1 protein-coding gene is annotated in these 1597 nt (G+C 59.6%); it reads right to left on the reverse strand.

The annotated features are described in order from the left end of the window. Nucleotides 1-1581: site-specific DNA-methyltransferase (locus Y694_RS21685; protein ID WP_231497839.1), on the reverse strand; the 1581-nt coding region annotated here is incomplete at its 3' end. Between the last annotated feature and the right edge of the window lie 16 nt (nt 1582-1597).

Consider the following 1597-nt stretch of genomic DNA (forward strand, 5'->3'; position numbering starts at 1 on the left):
GCGCGCACACTCGGCTTCTTTCAGCTGTCCCTCTGGCGAGTCGGCCAGCAGGTAGTAGGGGTAACGTGCGCCCATGATGCGAGCCCGGGCCAAGGCCAGGGCTACGCGTGAGGTATCGATGGTGATCCATCGCCGGCCCCATTGCTCAGCGACATATGCGGTTGTTCCGGAACCGCAAGTGGGATCAAGTATCAAGTCGCCTGGATCGGACAACATATTGATGCAACGCTGAACCACCTTCTCAGAGGTTTCGACCACGTAGCGCTTCTCAGAGGCGAATCCGGCAATTCCAGTGTCACCCCATACGTTGTTTTCAGGAAAAGCAGCGAAGTCTTCAAAGTAGCGAACGTAGTACAGCCCAGTTCCGGTCGTCGCAAGCCGGGCAGCGCACTTCAGACGCTGCATCCCGCTTTGATTTGTCTTCCAGCGCACCTTGTCCGATGGGCGCAGCGTCTTTCCCTCAAACTCCACAGGGAACCACGATGCAGCACCTTCTCCCTTGTCACGCCCCATGCTCTGGCTGGTGAGATTGTCAATGCGGAAGACTCTGGCGCCCGGTGGAAGCGATCGACCGCCAACCAGTTCTTCACTCGTAATTGCACGGGAACTTAGATCGGCTTCCCGCACACGCTTGTATGCACCACCTCCAGCGCCCCCCACTTGCTTCTGAGAAAGCGGCTGCCTGTACTTCAGGTGCTCGTGGCTCTTGGCATAGACGAGCAATACGTCGTAGGTGCCGGCCAGATATTCAGAGGTTGCGCTTGCGGTCTTGGAAAAGATGATCTGAGAGACAAAGTTCTCCAGCCCAAAGACCTCATCGAGCAAGCAACGAACAATGTGCGAATTCTCTTCGCCGATTTGCACGACCACTGACCCACTCGCGGTGAGCAAGTCGCGCGCCACTGTTAACCGATCACGCAGATAGGTCAGGTAGGAATTGATCCCGTCGCGCCAGGTGTCGCGAAACGCCTTTACCTGCTCTGGCTCGCGGCTGATGTGGTCGCGGTTGCCGTCCTTCACGTCGCGGCTGGTCGTGCTCCACTGGAAGTTTGAATTGAACTTGATGCCGTAGGGCGGGTCGAGATACACGCACTGCACTTTGCCGCGCAGGCCTTCGCGCTCAGCCAGGCTCGCCATGACCTGCAGGCTGTCGCCCAGAATCATGCGGTTGGTCCAGTTCTGGTCGTGAGCGTAGAAGTCGGTCTTGTCGGCGCCGGCGGGGATGCCATTGAAGTCGCCGAACATGTCCACCGTGCCCCCGGCCGCGCCTTCGCGCCGCGCCCGAGTTTGCTGCTGCAGGTCGTCGATCAGCACCTTGGGGTGCACCTTCTCCTGGATATACAGCGGCGGCGCATTCACCACCAGGTCAGTCCAGTCCTGATCGTCCTTGCCGCGCCAAACCAGTTGTGGGTCGAGGTCGCGGTTGCGCCGTGTCTTCTCGTACTGCAGGCCATCGGAGTTCGACGTGCCACGCGAGTAGCTAACCTGCACGGGCTTCCTGGCCTCGTCGGCCATCAGGCTCTGGTACTCCGCGGTGGGGATGTTCTTGCGCTTGTCGTCGCTGTGTTTGAGCGCGTCCACGCCAACGAAGGGGGTT

Origin of the sequence: Methylibium sp. T29-B (assembly GCF_000576225.1) — a bacterium.
Taxonomy (GTDB): domain Bacteria; phylum Pseudomonadota; class Gammaproteobacteria; order Burkholderiales; family Burkholderiaceae_C; genus Methylibium; species Methylibium petroleiphilum.